Annotated in this window: 18 protein-coding genes; 11 read left to right on the top strand and 7 right to left on the bottom strand. The window is 71.8% G+C overall.

Annotated elements, in window-relative coordinates; genetic code table 11:
• Positions 1-112: 112 nt before the first annotated feature.
• Positions 113-934 (bottom strand): ABC transporter permease, encoded by an 822-nt coding sequence (locus tag ABT053_RS13680; protein WP_350969300.1) that lies wholly within the window; start codon positions 932-934, stop codon positions 113-115.
• On the bottom strand, positions 931-1875 hold the full coding sequence (locus ABT053_RS13675) for an ATP-binding cassette domain-containing protein (RefSeq protein WP_350969299.1): 945 nt from the start codon (positions 1873-1875) through the stop codon (positions 931-933). Before ABT053_RS13675 ends, ABT053_RS13680 begins: the two co-directional genes overlap by 4 nt.
• Before the next feature lie 86 nt (positions 1876-1961).
• Here ABT053_RS13675 and ABT053_RS13670 point away from each other — a divergent pair, with 86 nt between their 5' ends.
• Both ABT053_RS13670 and ABT053_RS13665 read left to right on the top strand, forming a co-directional pair.
• Positions 1962-2687: a TetR/AcrR family transcriptional regulator gene (locus ABT053_RS13670; protein ID WP_350969298.1), complete on the top strand. Its 726-nt coding sequence runs from the start codon at positions 1962-1964 to the stop codon at positions 2685-2687.
• An 80-nt stretch (positions 2688-2767) separates the two neighbouring features.
• Positions 2768-3202: a DNA-binding protein gene (locus ABT053_RS13665; protein WP_350969297.1), complete on the top strand. Its 435-nt coding sequence runs from the start codon at positions 2768-2770 to the stop codon at positions 3200-3202.
• Positions 3203-3347: 145 nt separating this feature from the next.
• On the opposite strand, the gene ABT053_RS13660 is transcribed toward ABT053_RS13665, so the two are convergent.
• Together ABT053_RS13660 and ABT053_RS13655 are read right to left on the bottom strand one after the other, a co-directional pair.
• Positions 3348-4559 carry a macrolide family glycosyltransferase gene (locus ABT053_RS13660; protein WP_350969296.1) on the bottom strand — a complete coding sequence of 404 codons (1212 nt, stop codon included), beginning with the start codon at positions 4557-4559 and terminating at the stop codon, positions 3348-3350.
• A gap of 248 nt (positions 4560-4807) precedes the next feature.
• Positions 4808-5836 carry a GDP-mannose 4,6-dehydratase gene (locus ABT053_RS13655; protein WP_350969295.1) on the bottom strand — a complete coding sequence of 343 codons (1029 nt, stop codon included), beginning with the start codon at positions 5834-5836 and terminating at the stop codon, positions 4808-4810.
• A 292-nt stretch (positions 5837-6128) separates the two neighbouring features.
• Between ABT053_RS13655 and ABT053_RS13650 the strand changes: the two genes are divergently transcribed.
• The 6 genes from ABT053_RS13650 to ABT053_RS13625 all read left to right on the top strand — a co-directional run bounded on the left by ABT053_RS13650 (position 6129) and on the right by ABT053_RS13625 (position 13985).
• Positions 6129-7373: a glycosyltransferase family 4 protein gene (locus ABT053_RS13650; RefSeq protein ID WP_350969294.1), complete on the top strand. Its 1245-nt coding sequence runs from the start codon at positions 6129-6131 to the stop codon at positions 7371-7373.
• A gap of 46 nt (positions 7374-7419) precedes the next feature.
• Positions 7420-8133 carry a class I SAM-dependent methyltransferase gene (locus ABT053_RS13645; RefSeq protein WP_350969293.1) on the top strand — a complete coding sequence of 238 codons (714 nt, stop codon included), beginning with the start codon at positions 7420-7422 and terminating at the stop codon, positions 8131-8133.
• A gap of 17 nt (positions 8134-8150) precedes the next feature.
• Positions 8151-9203, top strand: a complete 1053-nt coding sequence (locus tag ABT053_RS13640; protein ID WP_350969292.1) for a prenyltransferase — start codon at positions 8151-8153, stop codon at positions 9201-9203.
• A 552-nt stretch (positions 9204-9755) separates the two neighbouring features.
• Positions 9756-10709, top strand: a complete 954-nt coding sequence (locus ABT053_RS13635; RefSeq protein ID WP_350969291.1) for a DUF1702 family protein — start codon at positions 9756-9758, stop codon at positions 10707-10709.
• Positions 10710-10734: 25 nt separating this feature from the next.
• The gene (locus ABT053_RS13630) at positions 10735-12867 is read left to right on the top strand and encodes an FG-GAP repeat domain-containing protein (protein ID WP_350969290.1); all 2133 of its coding nucleotides are present in this window, start codon (positions 10735-10737) and stop codon (positions 12865-12867) included.
• Complete coding sequence (locus tag ABT053_RS13625; RefSeq protein ID WP_350969289.1) at positions 12864-13985, top strand: enediyne biosynthesis protein UnbU; 1122 nt, start codon at positions 12864-12866, stop codon at positions 13983-13985. Before ABT053_RS13630 ends, ABT053_RS13625 begins: the two co-directional genes overlap by 4 nt.
• Here ABT053_RS13625 and ABT053_RS13620 read toward each other — a convergent pair.
• A complete protein-coding gene (locus tag ABT053_RS13620; protein ID WP_350969288.1) occupies positions 13921-14568 on the bottom strand; it encodes a class I SAM-dependent methyltransferase in 648 nt (215 codons plus the stop codon). The two genes, ABT053_RS13625 and ABT053_RS13620, sit on opposite strands and share 65 nt — an antisense overlap.
• 76 nt (positions 14569-14644) lie before the next feature.
• On the opposite strand from ABT053_RS13620, the gene ABT053_RS13615 reads away from it, so the two are divergent.
• The 3 genes from ABT053_RS13615 to ABT053_RS13605 are packed head-to-tail and all read left to right on the top strand — an operon-like array spanning position 14645 to position 16411.
• A complete protein-coding gene (locus tag ABT053_RS13615) occupies positions 14645-15109 on the top strand; it encodes a pyridoxamine 5'-phosphate oxidase family protein (protein WP_350969287.1) in 465 nt (154 codons plus the stop codon).
• A 10-nt stretch (positions 15110-15119) separates the two neighbouring features.
• On the top strand, positions 15120-15314 hold the full coding sequence (locus ABT053_RS13610; protein WP_350969285.1) for a ferredoxin: 195 nt from the start codon (positions 15120-15122) through the stop codon (positions 15312-15314).
• Between the two features lie 11 nt (positions 15315-15325).
• Positions 15326-16411, top strand: coding sequence for an alcohol dehydrogenase catalytic domain-containing protein (locus ABT053_RS13605; protein ID WP_350969283.1), 1086 nt, complete (start codon positions 15326-15328; stop codon positions 16409-16411).
• 96 nt (positions 16412-16507) lie between these two features.
• On the opposite strand, the gene ABT053_RS13600 is transcribed toward ABT053_RS13605, so the two are convergent.
• Together ABT053_RS13600 and ABT053_RS13595 are read right to left on the bottom strand one after the other, a co-directional pair.
• Positions 16508-17515, bottom strand: coding sequence for a sugar phosphate isomerase/epimerase family protein (locus ABT053_RS13600; protein WP_350969281.1), 1008 nt, complete (start codon positions 17513-17515; stop codon positions 16508-16510).
• A gap of 120 nt (positions 17516-17635) precedes the next feature.
• On the bottom strand, positions 17636-18340 hold a 705-nt coding region (locus ABT053_RS13595), incomplete at its 5' end, for a Gfo/Idh/MocA family protein (RefSeq protein WP_350969280.1).

The raw sequence follows: 18340 nt of genomic DNA, 5'->3' as shown, positions 1-18340 counted from the left end.
GCGCGGCAGACCTCCGATCGTCCTCCTCGGCCCGCCGGGGCGGGCTCTCACCGCCCTCCGCGCCGGTAAGCGCGGGCTCTCACCGTCCTCCTCGGCCCACCGGGGCGGACTCTCACCGTCCTCTGCGCCGGTAGGCGCGGACCGACAGCGGGACGAACACCGCCAGCAGCGCGACCGCCCAGAGCAGGACCGCGGCCACCGGATGCGCGAGCGGCCAGGCCACGTCCCCGGACGGGACGCCCGGATTGCCGAACAGCTCCCGGGAGGCGGCGGTGAGCGCGCTCACCGGGTTCCAGTCGGCCAGGAACCGCAGCCAGCCCGGCATGCCCTCGGTCGGGACGAACGAGTTGGACAGCATCGTGAACGGCAGGAACAGCGGCACCATCGCGTCGGCGGACCGCTCGTTCTTCACCACCAGGCCCACGTAGACGCCCACCCAGCTCAGCGCGTACCGCAGCACGATCATCAGCAGGAACGCCTGGGCCGTGGGGATCGGGCCGCGGTGCGGCTGCCAGCCCACCAGCAGGCCCGCGCCCACCATGACGGCCAGCATCAGCAGGCCGATCAGGGAGTCGGCGCCGGTCTGCCCGAACGGCACCGCCAGGCGCGCCATCGGCATGGAGCGGAACCGGTCCATCACACCGCGGGAGGCGTCGGCGGCCATCCGCGTCATGACCCCCATCACCGCGGAGAAGGTCACCATCGCGAACAGGCCGGGCATGAGGTACTCGCGGTAGTCGCCGCCGTCCGGCACCTGGATCGCGCTGCCGAAGACGTACCCGAACAGCACCACCATGACGGCCGGGAAGATCAGCGCCGCGACGAGTTCGCCGGGATCGTGTCGCAGCCGTCCCAGCTCGCGGCCGACCAGGGTCAGCCCGTCGGTGAACGTCCACCGCAGGCGGCGGCCCGGCGGCGGGGCGAGGCCGGTCATCGGGCCGGCTCCTTCCGGTCGGTGAGGCGCAGGAACACCTCGTCGAGGGTGGGGCGGCGCAGCCGCACGTCGGCCGCGGCGACCTCGGCGCGGTCGAGCTCGCGCACGATGTCCGCGAGCCGCGGGCCGCCGCCGGGCAGGACGACGCTGAGCCGGTCGGCGCCCGTCGTCGTGGGATCGTTCCCGGTCAGGGCGTTCAGCACGGTCGCCGCCGGGCGCAGCGCGGCCGGGTCCTCGAGGACGACGTCGAGGCGGTCCCCGATCGTGGCCTTCAGCTCGTCGGGGGTGCCGGTGGCGATCACTCGCCCGTGGTCGACGACGGCGATGTCATCGGCCAGCCGGTCGGCCTCCTCCAGGTACTGCGTGGTGAGGAGCACCGTGGTGCCGTCCGCCACCAGCTCGCGGACGCTGTCCCAGATCTCGCCGCGGCTGCGCGGGTCCAGGCCGGTGGTCGGCTCGTCCAGGAAGAGCACCTCGGGGCGCAGGATGAGGCTGGTGATCAGGTCGAGGCGGCGCCGCATGCCGCCGGAGTAGCCGGTGACCTGCCGGTCGGCGGCGTCCATCAGGCCGAAGCGTTCGAGCAGCTCGTCGGCCCGCCGGTGCGCCTCGCGCCGGGACAGGTGACAGAGGCGCCCGAACATGCGCAGGTTGCCACGGCCGGTGAGCTTCTCGTCCACGGCGGCGTACTGGCCCGCGAGCCCGATCATGGCCCGCACCTCGCCTGCCTCGCGGACGACGTCGTGTCCGCCGATGCTGGCGTGCCCGGCGTCGGGATCGGACAGGGTCGCCAGGATGCGCACCACGGTCGTCTTCCCCGCGCCGTTCGGGCCCAGCACGCCGCAGACCGTCCCCCTCGGAACCCGTAAGTCCAGGCCGCGCAGGGCGTGGACGTCGCCGAAGGACTTGTGCAGCCCCTCGGCGACCACGATCGGATCCGTCATGATTCCCCTAACTGGGTACGTTGTACTCGGTTATGACGGCCAGGGTAAATTACTGGGTACCATGTACGCAAGTAGGGGGTGGGACGGTGACCGACGCCGAGTACGTGAGCATCTGGATGCGGCCCGAGCGCCCGGCCCGAGGGCCGAAACCGGCCTACAGCCGCGCGCGGATCACCGAGGCGGCGATCCGGATCGCCGACGCCGAGGGGTTGGAGGCCGCCACCATGCGGCGGATCGCCGCCGAGATCGGCGCGGGCGCGATGTCCCTCTACCGGTACGTCCCGAGCCGCGACGACCTCGTCGAGCTCATCGCCGACCACCTGCAGGGCGAGATCGACGTCACGGGACTGCCCTCCGGTGACTGGCGCGCGGACCTGACGCGCTACGCCGAGGGGCTGCGGGCGATGTGGCTGCGGCACCCGTGGATCGCCACCGTGCAGCGGTCGCTCCCCAGCTTCGGCCCCAACCAGCTGCTCCTGATCGAACGGGTGATAGGCGTCCTCGACGCCCACGTCTCCATCGACGAGAACCTCGGCCTCATGGCCCTGCTGAACGGCTACATCGAGGGCGCCGCCCGCGAAGAGGTCAGCTGGGCCGAGGAGGTCCGCCGCAGCGGGCTCAGCGAGTCGGAGTGGATGACGCGGAGCTCCTCGCGCGTCAACCACTTGCTGAGCAGCGGGGAGTACCCGATCTTCACCAAGATCGTGATGCAGGCCCGCCAGCCGCACCTGAGCCGCGACGAGCAGTTCCGGAACGGGCTGGAGCGCGTCCTCGACTGCATCGCCGCGGCCCTCCCCCCGACCCCCTCTTGAGCGATCCCCGCATCGTCTTTAAACAAGTTGTTGAAAGCTTCACGTTGACAACGGAGCGTTTATTAGCGCATCCTGGTCGCATGACCGCTTCCCACGACGGGTCGTCCGACCCCTTCACGCCCCCCGACCCGGCCCTGACCAGGGCGCACCGCGAGTACGCCTCCCTCTCGCGCATCGCCGAGCGCCACGCGTCCGACGAGGGCCGGCGCCTCCGGCAGGTCCATCCCACGGTCCTCGGCCCCCACGAGGCCGTCAGGCTCGTGACGTTCTTGCTGAGCGGCGCCGCCCATCCGGAGGAGGGCGAGCCGGAGGTGGACCACGCCGACATCACCGCCGCCCTCACCCTCCTGCCCCGGGCCCGCGCGGAGATGGACGAGCTGGAGGCGTCGCTCCTCCTCGTGGCGCGGGGTCGCGGCCTCACCTGGCAGGAGATCGCGTTCGGTCTCGGCCTCGCCACCCCCCAGGCCGCCAAGCAGCGCCACGAGCGCCTCGCGGGCCGCACCACCGCCCGCTGACCCCGTAACCGGCCCGGGAATCGACCCCGGAACCGGCCCGGGAACCGGCCTCAGGGCCGATCACGGAGCCGACCTCGAAACCGATCGCGGAGCCGGTCACGGAGCCGACCTCCGAGCCGACCTCCGAGCCGGTCCGGGCACCGGCTCAGGAGGTCGCGCGCGGCGCGGACCCCTTCTCCAGCAGCTCCTCGATCAGGTCGGCCGCGCGGGTGGTGCCCCCCTCGCCCCGGACCTCGTCCCGGAGCTTCGCCAGCCGCGCCGCCACCTCCGGGTCGGAGGTGAGGTCGAGCAGGGCGGCGCGCAGCGCCTCGGGGGTGGCCTCGCCGGTGTCGATCCGGCGGCCGACCCCGAGTTCCACGAGCCTGTCGGCGTTGCCGAACTGGTCGGCGGCCTGCGGGACGGCGATCATCGGGACGCCGCAGTACAGGCCCTCCTGGGTGCCGCCCATGCCCGCGTGGGTGACGAACGCGTCGGCCCGCTCCAGGATCGAGAGCTGCGACACCCAGGAGTGCACCTCGACGTTGGCGGGGATCACGCCGAGTTCCGCCCGGTCCACGAACTTCCCGACCTGGAGGACGACGTGCCAGCCGGGCAGGTCGCCGAAGGCCGCCAGGCACGAGCGGTAGAAGCCCGGCTGGTTGGTGAAGGCCGACCCCAGGGAGACGAGCAACACCTTCTCCGCTCCCTCGGGGCGGGTCCACGGCTCCTGGTGGGAGCGGGTGGCGAAGCAGGGCCCGGTGAAGGTGATCCGGGCGGGATCGACCCGGTCGGCGTTGGGCTGCATGACCTTCGGGATGAGCGCGAGCGCCCGGGGCGGGCGGCCCCCGAAGTCGTCGGAGTCGATGCCGTGGATGCCGTTGTCTCGCAGCCACTCCTCGAACCGCCGGTAGTGCTCGGCCCCGCCGGGAGCCCTCCTCAGCTCCTCGCGCATCGGCGCCATGTCCTCCCGGTAGCCCTCCCAGCCCACGTACGTCGGCGAGAGCTGCATCAGGGGGATGTCCCAGTTCTCCGCGAGCACCCGGGCGGTGTATCCCCCGATGTCGTAGAGGAACAGGTCGGGACGGTCGTTCTCGTACGCGGCCCGGAGCTGCGGCAGCATCGAGATCGCGTCGCCGAGGAAGACGTCGAGCTGGGCGATCACGTCCTCCGGCCACTCGGCGGTGTCGCCCATGGGCAGGGTCGAGGCGTAGGGGACGAGCTCGGCCCCGGCGCCGGTGACCACCTCGGCGAAGGAGGGGTCGTTGGCGTAGGTCACCCGGTGTCCCCGCGCCACCAGCTCCCTGATCACCTCGATGCTCGGGTTCACGTGGCCCGGCGCGGGGATGCTGACCATCGCTATGTGCGCACGTCGGGACATGGTTTCTCCTCTGTCAGGATTTTTCCGGATCTTCCGGGGGTCACGGGAAACGATACGTACCGTCTCGCCGTTGGATACAGCATCGCCCCTTTCACGCACGCCGTCAAGACGAGACGCTCCGGTTCGTCTAGTGAACGGGAACCCGCCGGGTCAGGTCAGGCGGGAGCGACCCGGGCCGGCCACCCGGCGTCGTTCCAGCAGGGGGTACGGGGCCGGCCCAGAAGCGGAAGGATCGGGACAGGGAAGGCTCAGGGCCAGGAGGAGTCCTGGTCGGGGTCGCCGCCCTCGGAGAGCAGCTTCACGTCCGCCTCGACCATCATCGCCACGAGCTCCTCGAAGGTGACCGTGGGCTCCCAGCCGAGCTGGACGCGGGCCTTCTTCGGGTCGGCGCAGAGCAGGTCGACCTCCGCGGGCCGGTGCAGGGTCTGGTCGGTGACCACGTACCGCTCCCAGTCGAGCCCGGCCGCGGTGAAGGCGGCCTCCACGAGGTCGCGGACGGTGTGGGTGCGGCCGGTGCCGATCACGTAGTCCTCGGGCGTGGCCGCCTGGAGCATCAGGTGCATTGCGCGGACGTAGTCCCCGGCGAAGCCCCAGTCGCGGCGCGCCTCCATGTTGCCCAGCCGCAGCTCGGAGGCGAGGCCGAGCTTGATCCTGGCCACGCCGAGCGTCACCTTCCTGGTGACGAACTCGGCCCCCCTGCGCGGGGACTCGTGGTTGAACAGGATCCCCGAGACCGCGTACATGCCGTACGACTCGCGGTAGTTCTGCGTCAGGAAGTGCCCGTACGCCTTGGCCACGCCGTACGGCGAGCGGGGGTGGAAGGGGGTGATCTCGGTCTGCGGGGTCTCGCGGACCTGGCCGAACATCTCCGAGGAGGAGGCCTGGTAGAAGCGGATCTGGTCCGACCCGGCCACCGTGCGCGAGGAGGAGATGCCGGAGCAGACCCGGATGGCCTCCAGCATGCGCAGCACGCCCATGCCGGTCACCTCGGCGGTGAGCTCGGCCTGCTCCCACGACATGGGGACGAACGAGATGGCGCCCAGGTTGTAGACCTCGTCGGGCTGGACCTTCTCGACGGCGGAGATCAGCGAGCCCTGGTCGAGCAGGTCGCCCCGGACGAGCTGGACGTCCTGGAGAAGCTTGCGCAGCCGCGATACGCGGGGGTTCGCCTGCCCTCGGGCCAGGCCTGAGACCTCGTAGCCCTGATTGAGCAGGCACTCGGCCAGATAGGAACCGTCCTGCCCGGTGATACCGGTGATCAGCGCGCGCCTGGCCAACGCGTCCTCCTCGCTTGCGGGGGCGGCGACCTATGCCTGGTCTTGTGCCGTTTGATGGCGAATGTACCCGCAGACCTCCCGACGGGGCACCATCACCCCGCGGCACACCTAGAACGCGTTACACCGAATCACGCTCGGTAAGGCTAACTTCCCAGTTCGCACGCCGTGAGGCACGATCTAGGAACAATTCCACATCGAGTGCAACAGCGCCCAGGAATGGTAGGGTCCGAGGACTAAGGTCATCTTTCACGGTACCTGTCCCCTTTTCGGACAGGTTGAGAAGGGGGTTGCCGTGCCGGGTGCTGAATCACTGCGCGTCGCGCTGCTGTCGTACCGCAGCAAGCCGACCTGTGGTGGGCAGGGTGTCTACCTGCGTCATCTCAGCCGCGAGCTGGTCGCCCTCGGGCACAGCGTGGAGGTCTTCTCCGGCCAGCCCTACCCGGAGCTCGACGAGGGCGTCGTCCTCACCAAGGTCCCCAGCCTGGACCTGTACCGCGACGAGGACCCCTTCCGCACCCCCAAGCCGGGCGAGTACCGCGACTGGATCGACCTGCTCGAGGTCGGCACCATGTGGACCGCCGGGTTCCCCGAGCCGCTCACCTTCAGCCTGCGGGCCTACCGCGAGCTGAAGAAGCGCGTCGGCGACTTCGACGTCGTGCAGGACAACCAGACCCTCGGCTACGGCGTGCTCGGCATCCAGAAGCTGTTCCCGGTGGTCGGGACCATCCACCACCCGATCAGCGTGGACCGGCGCATCGAGCTGAAGGCCGCGACGCTGCGCAAGAAGTTCCCGATGCGGCGCTGGTACGGCTTCGTCCGCATGCAGGCCAAGGTCGCGCCGAGGCTCAACCCGATCCTGACCGTCAGCGAGTCCTCCCTCGCCGACATCCACCGCGACTTCAACGTGCCGCAGAAGAACATGCGGCTCATCCCGCTGGGCGTCGACACCCGCTACTTCCACCCGCGCCCGGAGATGCCCAAGCGGCCCGGCTCCATCGTCGCGGTGGCCAGCGCCGACTCCCCGATGAAGGGCGTCGCGACGCTGCTGCGGGCGGTGGCGAAGCTCGCCACCGAGCGCGACGTGAACCTCACCGTGGTCAGCAGGCCCACCCCCGGCGGCCCGACCGAGAAGCTCGTCGCCGAGCTGGCGCTGCACGACCGGGTCAAGTTCGTCCACGGCATCTCCGACACCGAGCTGGGCGAGCTGATCGCCACCTCGGAGATCTCGGTCGTCCCCTCCCTGTACGAGGGCTTCTCGCTCCCGGCCGTCGAGCACATGGCCTGCGGCACCCCGCTGGTCGCCAGCCGCACCGGGGCGCTGCCCGAGGTCGTCGGCGACGCCGCCGTGCAGGTGGCGCCGGGCGACCCCGAGGAACTGGCCGCCGTACTGCGCCGCCTGCACGACTCCCCCGAGGAGCGGGCCGCGGTGGGCAGGAAGGGCTACGACCGGGTGATGGAGCGCTACACCTGGAACGTCGTCGCCAAGCGGACCGTGGAGGCCTACCACGAGGCCATCCGGGCCCGCCGCGCGAAGTGAGCCACCCCCGAACGATCACCTGTGAAGACGTGAAGAGGAGCGGCGAGTGCTGACTGTCGACTTCGACCGGCTGCCCGTGGGACCGGGGAACCGAGTCCTGGACCTGGGCTGTGGCGGCGGACGGCATGCCTTCGAGGTGCTGCGGCGCGGCGCCGACGTGGTGGCCTTCGACATGGACGCCAGGGAGCTGGAGGGCGTGGCGAGCATGTTCGCCGCGATGGACAAGGCCGGGGAGGTGCCGCCGGAGGCGACGGGCGACACCGTGACGGGCGACGCGCTCGACATGCCGTTCGAGGACGGCAGCTTCGACCGGGTGATCGCGGCCGAGGTGCTGGAGCACATCCCCGACGACATGGCCGCGATGCGCGAGATCTTCCGGGTGCTCAAGCCGGGCGGCCAGGCGGCCGTCACCGTGCCGAGCTTCCTGCCCGAACGGATCTGCTGGGCGCTCGACGAGGCGTACCACACCGCCCCCGGCGGGCACGTCCGCATCTACACGCTGGCCGAGCTGAGCGCGAAGCTCAAGTCGACGGGCTTCACCGTCGGCCCGCACCACCACGCCCACGGCCTGCACGCGCCGTACTGGTGGATCAAGTGCGCGGTCGGCGTCGGCAACGACGACCACCCGCTGGCCAAGGCGTACCACGAGCTGCTGGTCTGGGACATCATGAAGCGCCCCGCCGCGACCAGGATCGCCGAGGCCGTGCTCAACCCGCTCATCGGCAAGAGCGTGGTGCTCTACGTCCGGAAGCCTGCGTGAGCTTCGGAGGGGAACCGGTGAGCGCCTCCGTGGAGTGGGAGCACCTCGTCCAGACCGCCCGGAGCATCGCGGCGGTGCAGGAGCCCGACGGCGGCGTCCCGTGGCCCGAGGGGCACGTGGACGCCTGGAACCACATCGAGTGCCTGATGGCGATGAGCGTGGCGGGACTGACCGGCCCGGTCCGCCGGGGGTACGACTGGCTGGTCCGCACGCAGCGGGCCGACGGCTCCTGGCCGATGAAGCTGGTCGGGGGCGAGGCCGTCGAGCAGGGCGGGGAGTCCAACCACGCCGCGTACGTCGCGGTCGGCGTCTGGCACGAGCTGCTGGTGACCGGGGACGAGGACTTCGCCCGGCGGATGTGGCCGGTCGTCCGGGCCGCGCTGGACTTCGTGGTCGGCCTGCAGACCACCCGGGGTGAGATCGTCTGGGAGCGCGCGGCCGACGGCAGGCCCGCCGGGTACGCCCTGCTGACCGGCTGCGCCTCCGTCCACCAGGGGCTGCGCTGCGGCGTGCTGCTCGGCGAGCACCTGGGCGACCCGCAGCCCGACTGGGAGCTCGCCGCCGACCAGCTCGGCCACGTGCTGGCCGCCCATCCCGAGGCGTTCGCCGACAAGAGCCGCTTCTCGATGGACTGGTACTACCCGATCCTGGGCGGCGCGGTGCGCGGCCCGGCCGCGGAGGCGCGTCTGGCCGAGGAGTGGGACACGTTCGTGGAACCGGACCTCGGCATCCGCTGCGTCTCCGACCAGCCGTGGGTGACCGGTGCCGAGACGTGCGAGCTGGTGCTGACCCTCGACGCCCTGGGCGACCGGGAGCGGGCGCTGAGGCTCTTCTCGGACATGCAGCACCTGCGGCACGAGGACGGCTCGTACTGGACCGGCTGGCAGTTCGTGAACGAGAAGCACTTCCCGCACGAGCGCTCGGCCTACACCGCGGCCGCGGTCGTGCTCGCCGCCGACGCGCTGGCCGGGCACACCCCGGCCTCGGGCATCTTCCGCGACGCGGGCGCGTACGTGACCGACCGGCCCACCGCCGCCTGCGGCTGCAGCCACGCCCGCTCCCTGGGCTAGCTCTCCCGTCACGACCTCGGCCACGGCCACGGCCTCGACCTCGACCTCGACCTCGGCCAGGTCGCGCGGGGCGACGCGGGCCCGATCGACGGTCCTGGCGGAGACTCCCGGCCGGGCCTTCGGCGGTTTCCCCTCGTTTCCCCGCGCGGAATTCTTTGCACGGAATCGGAAACGCGGTACTTGAAGGGCCGGGGGCGGCTCACTACGTTCGGGTCCGTGAGTAACGCGGAGGGCACTCGGACGGTGACTCAGGGCGACGGCGCCGAGACGGCCGACGCGAGGACCGGCACCGAGGCCGCCGACACGCCGGATCCCCCGGGATCTCCCGGCGCACCGGACACTCCGGGCCTTCCCGACCTCGTCGACCTCCCACTCCCTCCCGCCCCTCCGGACCTTCAGGACCTTCAGCACCTTCAGCACCCCCCGGCCTCCCCTCCGTCCTACCGCGAGCCCCCGAGCCCGGCGGATCCCTGCGACCCGCCCGAAGCCTCGAACCCCTCCGAACCCTCCGGCCCGCTGGAGGCATCGGACCCGTCGCCCCCTCCGGAGCCTTTGAGGTCCCTCACCACGGCCAGGCCGAAGGGCGTGGCCCGGCTGCTGTGGCAGGACCCCGCCCGGATGGGGTTCGGGGTGCGGCGGTTCCGGCTGGGGCCGGCGCGCGGGCTCCTGGAGGGCGCGGGAGAGGCGTTCGTCTCCGGCTTCAACGCGGTGGTCGCCGGGGAGGCCGGGCGGATCGACGACCTCCACGAGGAGCTGCGCGGTTTCGCGTACGAGGGCGCGGGCATGGCCTGCGCCACCCTCGACGTGCTCACCCTCACCGGCGGGCGCCGGCTCAGGGAGCTGCTGAGCGGGCAGGGCCTGCGCTACCCGCACCTCGTCCACATGGGCACCGGCCGGGCGTACGCCCGCATGCGGCTGCGGCCGATGTGGGGCGTCCACTCGGTGCATCCGCTGCTGCGCTGGCTCGCCCACGACGGCTTCGGCTTCCACCAGGGTTTTTTCTCCTCCGACCGGACGGTGGGACGCCAGCGCACGGCCGGGCTGATGGACCGGACGCGGCGGGCGATCTTCGACCAGGGGCTGGGGCGGATGCTCTGGTTCCACGAGTGCGCGGGGGCGGACGACGTCGTGCTGCGCGTCGCCGAGTTCCCCGCGGGGCGCCGCGCCGACCTGTGGAGCGGGGTGGGCCTGGCCGCCACGTACACCGGGGGCGCGAGCATCGAGGACCTGGGGCGGCTCGCCTCGGCCGCGGCCGAGGACGGCTTCCGCGCCCACCTCGCCCAGGGCTGCGCCCTCGCCTGCGCCGCCCGGCTGATCTCGGCCGTCGTCCCCGGGCACACCGTCGCCGCCGCCCCCGCGCTGTGCGGGGCCGAGGTGGACGAGGCGGCGGGCTGGACCGACACCGCGCTCGTCGCGCTGGGCCACAACGCGCACAGCGACGACCACTACCAGGCCTGGCGGGCGGGGATCCGGAAGGCCTGGGCACGGCGCGACCGCGATTCATGACACCCATGAAGACCCATGACCACTCATGACCGAGACGTGGAGGGCGGGGGGAGCCGTGCCGGGGGTTCGCAGGTACGCGGCGGGAGTCCTGGCCCTGGTGGCCGCGACCGCCGGGTGGAGGCTGACCGCCCTGCCGGACACCCCGGCCGTGGAGGCGTCCGCCGGCTTCTCCTTCCACGCGAGGCGGCTGGGCCCGCCCGCGGAGCCCGGTGACCGCGTCCTGCGGCCGGTCGCGCCGGGATACGCGAACCTCCGGAGCCGGGTGTCGGCGCTGGGCGCCGGGGTGGCCCTGTTCGACGTGGACGACGAGGTCGTCGCCGACGACCTGTGCCTGGTCGATCCCCGCCGCGACACGGTGACGGTCAGGCCCGCGCCGGGGACCTCCCGCGCCTACCGGCCGTTCACGCTGGTCCCCCCGGAGCGCGGACGGCACGAGGCGCCCACCGGGTGCCTGCCCGCCGACCTCGACCAGGACGGCTGGGAGGACCTGGTCGTCTACTACTGGGGCCGCTCCCCCTCCCTGTTCCTGCGCGTGCCCGGGGCGCCCCCGTCCGGCGCGGCCTTCCGTCACCGCGCGCTGACCGGCGAACCGGAGATCTGGAACACCAGCGCTGCCACGGCCGGTGACTTCGACGGGGACGGCCGCCTCGACCTCGTCTTCGGCAACTACTTCCCCGACGGCGTCAGGGTGCTGGGCGGCGGCGCCGACCGCGGCGACGCCGTGATGCCCGACTCGCTGTCCGCCGCCGCCAACGGGGGCGGCGACCGGCTCTACCGGGCGACGGGACCCGCGCTGTTCACCGAGGCCGAGGGGGTCTTCGACGAGGTCGGGGGCCGGACCGGGGGCGGGGGCTGGACCCTCGCGCTGGGCACCCAGGACCTCGACGGCGACGGGCGGCCGGAACTGTACGTCGCCAACGACTTCGGCCCCGACCACCTGCTGGTCAACGAGTCGGTGCCCGGCAGGATCCGGTTCACCGAGGCACGGGGCACCCGGCACCTGGCGACCCCCCACTCCCGGGTCCTCGGCCACGACTCGTTCAAGGGGATGGGGGTGGCCTTCACCGACCTCAACGCCGACGGCAGGCCGGACATCCTGGTGAGCAACCTCACCGGCGACCACGCGCCGTACGAGGGCGACTTCGCCTTCGTGTCCCGGCCCGGCGGGCTCCACGAGGGTCACGCGCCGTACGACGACCTCGGCGAGGAGCTGGGGCTGAGCCGCAGCGGCTGGTCCTGGGACGTCAAGGCCGCCGACTTCGACAACGACGGCATCGACGAGATCATGCACGCGACCGGGTTCGTCAGGGGCGAGGCCGACCGGTGGGCGCGGCTGCGGGAGGCGGCGTCGGTCAACGACCTGCTCCTCTCCCGCCCCGCCCTGTGGCCGGACCTGCGGGCCGGGGACGACCTTTCCGGCCGTGACACCAACACCTTCTTCACCAGGGGCCCGGACGGCCGCTACGTGGACGTGGCGCGGCGGGCCGGGGTCAGCGGCGACGACGATGACGGTGACGGTGACGGCGAGGGTGATGGCGAAGGTGATGGCGGCACGGTCAGCCGGGCGTTCGCGGTGGGTGACGTCGACGACGACGGGCGGCTGGACTTCGCGGTCGCCAACCAGTGGGCCGCGTCGGTGCTCTACCGCAACCACGGCCCGACGGCCCCGTTCGTGGGCCTGCGCCTCCGCCTTCCCGCGGGCGCCTGCGGGGCCCCCGCGACACCCCCCGCCCGGACACGTACGGGACAGGCGCACCCCGGACCGGCACCTTCCGGAACGACACCCCCCGAGGCTGCACACCCTGGGCAGGCGAGCCCCGAGCCGGCACATCCCGGACCGGCGAGCCCCGGGCCGGCACGCTCCGGGCAGGCGCGCCCCGGGCCGACGCGGCCCGCCATCGGGGCCGTGGCGACGGTGCGCCTGCCGGGCGGGGTGACGCGCAGCAGGCAGCTCTACCCCGCCAACGGCCACAACGGCGTCTCCGCGCCCGAGCTGCTGTTCGGCCTGGGCGACGACCTGCCGGGCGCCACCGTCCCCGTCGAGATCTCCTGGAGGGACGCCTGCGGCGGCGCCCGCACCGCGTCGCTGTCCCTGGAGCCCGGGTGGCACCGGATCCTGCTCGCCGACGGCCGCGCCTCGGAGATCCGGCGGCGATGAACACCGACCCGGGACGAGACGACCGGAACCCGCACGACCGGAACCCGCACAGCCGGAATGAGAACGGCCGGAGGCGGGAGGAGGCGTTCCGGCGGTCGGCGGAGTCGCTCACCGTGCTCACCGTGCTCGGGCACACCGTGCTCGGGTTCGAGCAGTCCTGCCTGGCGCCGGTGGTCGGCGTGCTCACCGGCGTGACCGCCGAGTTCGCGCTGGAGACCGTGGAGGCGTGGTCGCGGCGGCGCCGGCCCCGCTACCTCGGGGTGTCCCGCGCCCGGGTCGCCGCCTTCTTCCTGCCCTCCTACGTCTGCGGCCTGCTCTGCGCGATGCTGCTGTACGGCAACGGGCACCTGACGCCGGTCGCGCTGGCCGTCCTCGTCGGCGTCGGCGGCACGTACGTCTTCCGCGTGGCGGCACCACAGGCGCCACAGGCACCACAGACGCCGGCACCACAGGCACCGAGGGTCCCCAGGGCGCGGGAGACGCCGGAGACGGTGAGGAGGGGACGGGTCGCCGAGGACGCGCCGGGCAGGCCGTTCCTGAACCCGGCGGCCTTCGGGGTCGTCGCCGTGCCGCTGCTGGTCCCGTGGGCCGGCCTCGCTCCGGCGTACCAGTTCACCGCGTGGGTCTCGGGGCCGCTGGACCTGGCCGTGCCGCTGGCCGTGCTGGCCTGGGGGACGGCGGTGAACGCCAGGCTCGCGGGGAGGCTGCCGCTGGTCCTCGGCTGGGCCGGCGGGTTCGTCCTGCAGGCGCTGGTCAGGGGAGGGCTGACCGACATGTCGACGGTCGGCGCCCTGCTGCCGATGACCGGGACGGCCTTCGCCCTCTACACCGGATACGTGCTCGCCGACCCCGCCGCGTCCCCGGCGAGGCCGCGTGACCAGGTCGCGTTCGGCCTGGCCACGGCGGCGGCCTACGGGCTGCTGGTCCAGCTCCACGTCGTCGACGGGCTGTTCCTCGCCCTGGTGGTCGTCGGCGCGGGCCGGGGGCTCCGGGCGGCCCTGCGCACCCGCCTCCGCCCGCCCGGCGCCGGTCGGCCGGTGCCGTACGGGGAGCTCAGCCGATACCGGGACCGACCCGTTCGAGCACCCGCAGCGAGCCCTCCTGCCGGACCTCCTTGAACGCGCCGGAGGCGAGGACCCGCTGGTAGACGCGGTACGGGGCCTGCCCTCCCCTGGCCGGATCCGGATAGATGTCGTGGAAGACCAGGGCACCGCCCGGTATGACGTGCGGCGCCCACCCCTCGTAGTCCTTGGTCACCGGGTCCTCGGAGTGGCCGCCGTCGATGAAGAGCATCGCCAGCGGGGTGTTCCACAGCGCGGCGACGCGCTCGGACCTGCCGACGATCGCGACGACCTCGTCCTCCAGACCGGCGGAGGCGATGGTGGTGCGGAACGTGGGCAGCGAGTCCATCTTGCCGAAGCGGAGGTCCATCAGCGTGGGGTCGTGGTGGGCCCAGCCCGGCTGGATCTCCTCGGAGCCCCGGTGGTGGTCGACGGTGAAGACGACGGACCCGGCCTGCCGGGCCCCCGCCCCGAGGTAGACGGCGGACTTCCCGCAGTAGCTGCCGATCTCGCAGATCGGGCCGCGTGGCCCGTACTCGGCGGCGGTCTCGAACAGCGCGATCCCCTCCTGGTGTGGCATGAAACCCTTGGCGCGCTGGGCGATGTACAGCAGGTCGGCCGGCATGGCGGTGATGCTCATCGCAGCAGACTACCGAGACCGAACAACATTCCGAATGCCCTTGCCCGACCTTGTGGAACGTGTTCTACTTTGCACCGTGAACCAGCGCGCCCGTATCGTGATGTCCGACGACGAGGTGACGGCTTTCGTCGGCGAGTCACGGAAGCTGCAACTCGGCACGATCAACCCCGACGGGACACCGCACATGGTGACCATGTTCTACGGGCTGACCGAGGGCAGGATCTCGTTCTGGACCTACGGCAAGGCGCAGAAGACACTCAACATCCAGCGCGACGCCCGGGTGAGCTGCCTGATCGAGGCCGGGGACGAATACTCCGACCTGCGCGGCGTCCTGGTCTACGGGGTCGCGCGGAGGATCGACGACCCCGAGGGCGTCCTCGGCGTCGGCATGAACGTGGCCAGACGGATGGCCGGGATGCCCGACGCGGAGGAGCTGCTCACCGAATACGTGGCCTACACCGGCCGGAAGAGGGTCGCCTTCGTGGTCGAGCCGAGTCGAGTGATCTCCTGGGATCACCGTAAGCTCGCCATTCCCGGTTAGGAGGCCCCGTATGAGAATCAACGTCGACTATCTGGTCTGTGAGGCCAATGCGATCTGCATGGGACTCGCCCCAGAGGTCTTCGAGCTCGACGACGACGACCAGCTGCACGTGCTGCTGCCTGAGCCGCCGCCGGAGATGATGGACCGCGTCCGGCACGCGGTCCGGTCCTGTCCCAAAGCCGCCCTCTCCCTCGAGGAGAACTAGGAGGACCCCCCATGCGTGGTGCGCTTCTGCATGCCGTCGGCGACGACAAGCTCGACATCCGCGACGACTTCACCCTCGCGCCGGTAGGCCCGTCGGATGTCCGCGTCAAGATCAGGGCCACCGGTGTCTGCCACTCGGACCTGTCGGTGATCAGCGGCGTGCTGCCCATGCCGCTGCCGATCATCCCCGGCCACGAGGGCGCGGGCGAGGTCGTCGAGGTCGGCGACCACGTCACCTCGGTGCAGCCCGGCGACCACGTCATCGTCAACTGGACCCCCGCCTGCGGCAGCTGCGCGAACTGCCTGGTCAACCAGCCGTTCCTGTGCATGACGTACGTGATGGACAGCTTCGTCAACGCCCGCTTCCGCTACGGCGGCGACACCCCGGCGTTCGGCATGGCCGGGTGCGGCACCTGGTCCGAGGAGATCGTCGTGCCCTGGCAGGGCGCGATCAAGGTCGACCCCGACGTGCCGTTCGAGGCGGCGGCCCTGATCGGCTGCGGGATCACCACCGGCGTCGGCGCGGCGCTGAACACGGCCAAGGTGCGGGCGGGCTCGACCGTCGCCGTGGTCGGCGCGGGCGGCATCGGCCTCTCGGTGATCCAGGGGGCCCGCATCTCCGGGGCCACCACGATCCTCGCGATCGACCCCCTGGAGTCCAAGCACGCCCTCGCCAAGAAGGTCGGCGCGACCCACGCCATCACCCCGGACCAGCTCATGGACGCGGTCGGCACGCTCACCGGCGGCGCCGGGTTCGACTACGGCTTCGAGGCCGTCGGCAAGTCCGCCGCCATCATGACGGCCTGGCAGGCGACCCGCCGGGGCGGCGACACGATCGTGGTGGGCGCGGGCGCGGTGGACGACACCGTCCCGCTGAGCGCCTTCAGCCTGCTGTTCGAGGGCAAGAACATCCTCAGCTCGCTGTACGGCGGCTCGGACGTCCGCCGCGACTTCCCGTTCCTCGCCGGGCTCTACAAGGCGGGCAAGCTCGACCTGGAGAGCATGATCAGCTCTCGCATCAAGCTGGCCGACCTCAACGACGCCGTGGCGGCGCTCAGGGGCGGCGAGGTGCTGCGCCAGGTCGTCGTCCTGGACTGAGGATCGGCACGTTCGAGAGCCGGGCCACCGGTCCGCCCACCTGAGCGGGGCGGACCGGTGGCCCGGCCGTTCTCACCGCGCGCCGCGATCAGAGCTTCACTCCGAGGAGAAGGCGGCGTCGAAGGCGGCGGTGGGCGGGGTGATGGCGTTGAGCTTGCGGATGACGGCCAGCGCGTCGGGGGCGCCGTCCAGGCGGTCCATGCCGGCGTCCTCCCACTCGATGGAGATGGGCCCGTCGTAGCCGATGGCGTTGAGGGCGCGGAAGCAGTCCTCCCAGGGCACGTCGCCGCGCCCGGTGGAGACGAAGTCCCAGCCGCGGCGCAGGTCGGCCCAGGGCAGGTGGGAGGCGAGCCGTCCGCGGCGGCCGTCGCCGGTGCGGACCTTGGCGTCCTTGCAGTCGACGTGGTAGATGCGGTCGGCGAAGTCCAGGATGAAGGCGACCGGGTCGATCTCCTGCCAGACCATGTGGGAGGGGTCCCAGTTCAGGCCGAACGCGGGGCGGTGGCCGATGGCCTGCAAGGTGCGCACGGTGGTGTGGTAGTCGTAGGCGATCTCGCTGGGGTGCACCTCGTGGGCGAAGCGCACGCCGACCTCGTCGAAGACGTCGAGGATGGGGTTCCAGCGGTCGGCGAAGTCGGCGTAGCCGTCTTCGATCATCTGGGGTGGGACGGGGGGGAACATGGCGACGGTGTGCCAGATGGAGGAGCCGGTGAAGCCGACCACGGTGTTGACGCCGAGTTTGGCGGCGGCGCGGGCGGTGTTCTTGATCTCCTCGGCGGCGTTGCGGCGGACCTGCTCGGCCTCGCCGCTGCCCCAGATGCGGGCGGGCAGGATGCCCTGGTGGCGGGCGTCGATGGGGTTGTCGCAGACGGCCTGGCTGACCAGGTGGTTGGAGATGGTGTAGACCGACAGGTTGTGCTTGGCGAGGAGTTCTTGTTTGCGGGGGATGTAGTCGTCGTCGGCGAGGGCTTTGTCGATCTCGAAGTGGTCGCCCCAGCAGGCGATCTCCAGTCCGTCGTATCCCCAGCCCGAGGCCAGGCGGCAGACCTCCTCGAACGGCAGGTCGGCCCACTGGCCGGTGAACAAGGTGATCGGCCTGCTCATATGTCCTCCATGTCACAGTTTGTAAACCGGGTGGTGGGCGCGCGAGCTCAGTCCGCGCGCGCACCACCCGGGTGACGGGGCCCGCTCATGGGGTGTACGCCCCACGGATGGCGGGCTCCGTCATACCTCCTCGATCGCCGTGAGACGGCTGTGGTCGGCGGCGCTGCGCTCGACCGCCTCCAGCACGCGCTGAACGTTCAGCCCGTCGTCGAACGACGGGGTCGGGGCGACACCGGCGGCGATCGCCTCGACGAAGTCCTTCACCTCGTGGGTGAAGGTGTGCTCATAGCCCAGGCCATGACCCGGCGGCCACCACGCCCCCGCGTACGGATGCCCGCCCTCGGTGACCAGCACCCGGCGGAACCCCGCCTCCTCGGCGGGCAACGCGTGATCGTGGAACCACAACTCGTTCATCGCCTCGAAGTCGAACGCCACACTGGCCTTCGACCCGTTCACCTCGATCCGCAACGCGTTCTTACGCCCGGTGGCGAACCGGGTCGCCTCGAACGACGCCACCGCGCCACCGCTGAGGCGGCCGATGAACAACGCCGCGTCGTCGACGTCGACCTGTCCCATCTCCGACCCCGAGCCGTTGCCGGTGTCGGCCGACAGTCCGGCCGAGGCGTCGGCCAGCGGTCGCTCGGTGATGAACGTCTCGGTCAGGCCCGACACCTGGGTCAGGCGCTGGCCGGTGATGAACTGGGCGGTGTCGATGATGTGCGCGCCGATGTCACCCAGCGCACCGGAGCCGGCCAGGTCCTTTTGCAGCCGCCACACCAGCGGGAAGTCCGGATCGACGATCCAGTCCTGCAGATACTGCGCCCG

Source organism: Streptosporangium sp. NPDC002524 (genome assembly GCF_040295985.1).
In the GTDB taxonomy this organism is placed as follows: Bacteria; Actinomycetota; Actinomycetes; order Streptosporangiales; family Streptosporangiaceae; genus Streptosporangium.
This window is presented reverse-complemented; position numbering and strand designations above follow the sequence as displayed.

What these genes read in the sequence shown, in the direction of transcription:
- ABT053_RS13680 (WP_350969300.1), bottom strand. Translation starts at nt 934, where the DNA reads ATGACCGGCCTCGCCCCGCCGCCGGGCCGCCGCCTGCGGTGGACGTTC.
- ABT053_RS13675 (WP_350969299.1), bottom strand. Translation starts at nt 1,875, where the DNA reads ATGACGGATCCGATCGTGGTCGCCGAGGGGCTGCACAAGTCCTTCGGC.
- ABT053_RS13665 (WP_350969297.1), top strand. Translation starts at nt 2,768, where the DNA reads ATGACCGCTTCCCACGACGGGTCGTCCGACCCCTTCACGCCCCCCGAC.
- ABT053_RS13660 (WP_350969296.1), bottom strand. Translation starts at nt 4,559, where the DNA reads ATGTCCCGACGTGCGCACATAGCGATGGTCAGCATCCCCGCGCCGGGC.
- ABT053_RS13630 (WP_350969290.1), top strand. Translation starts at nt 10,735, where the DNA reads ATGACCGAGACGTGGAGGGCGGGGGGAGCCGTGCCGGGGGTTCGCAGG.
- ABT053_RS13625 (WP_350969289.1), top strand. Translation starts at nt 12,864, where the DNA reads ATGAACACCGACCCGGGACGAGACGACCGGAACCCGCACGACCGGAAC.
- ABT053_RS13620 (WP_350969288.1), bottom strand. Translation starts at nt 14,568, where the DNA reads ATGAGCATCACCGCCATGCCGGCCGACCTGCTGTACATCGCCCAGCGC.
- ABT053_RS13610 (WP_350969285.1), top strand. Translation starts at nt 15,120, where the DNA reads ATGAGAATCAACGTCGACTATCTGGTCTGTGAGGCCAATGCGATCTGC.
- ABT053_RS13605 (WP_350969283.1), top strand. Translation starts at nt 15,326, where the DNA reads ATGCGTGGTGCGCTTCTGCATGCCGTCGGCGACGACAAGCTCGACATC.
- ABT053_RS13600 (WP_350969281.1), bottom strand. Translation starts at nt 17,515, where the DNA reads ATGAGCAGGCCGATCACCTTGTTCACCGGCCAGTGGGCCGACCTGCCG.